Annotated in this window: 1 pseudogene; it reads right to left on the reverse strand. The window is 39.1% G+C overall.

Annotation, left to right across the window (positions count from 1 at the left end):
• Positions 1–304 (reverse strand): annotated as a pseudogene (locus ACY3FQ_RS16985) (IS6-like element IS1008 family transposase); the annotation flags it as partial.

Genomic DNA, 304 nt, shown 5'->3' on the forward strand with positions numbered 1-304 from the left:
ACTTACCATGATCACATTCAATGACATTATTTTTATACTTAATCTGCTTGTGCTCAATATCTACTGGACATTTTCCTTCTCGCTTTAACCGTGATAAAGCATGGCCATAGGTCGCTGCTTTATCTGTATTGATGACCCGTGGAATTTGCCATTTTTTCACCGTATTGAAGATCTTTCCTAAGAAATAATAGGCTGATTTACTGTTCCGTCTAGCGGAAAGGTAAAAGTCAATCGTATGACCACGTTGATCAACTGCACGATACAGGTAAGTCCATCGCCCCTTCACTTTGATATAAGTCTCATC

This window comes from Acinetobacter sp. AB03 (genome assembly GCF_058107045.1).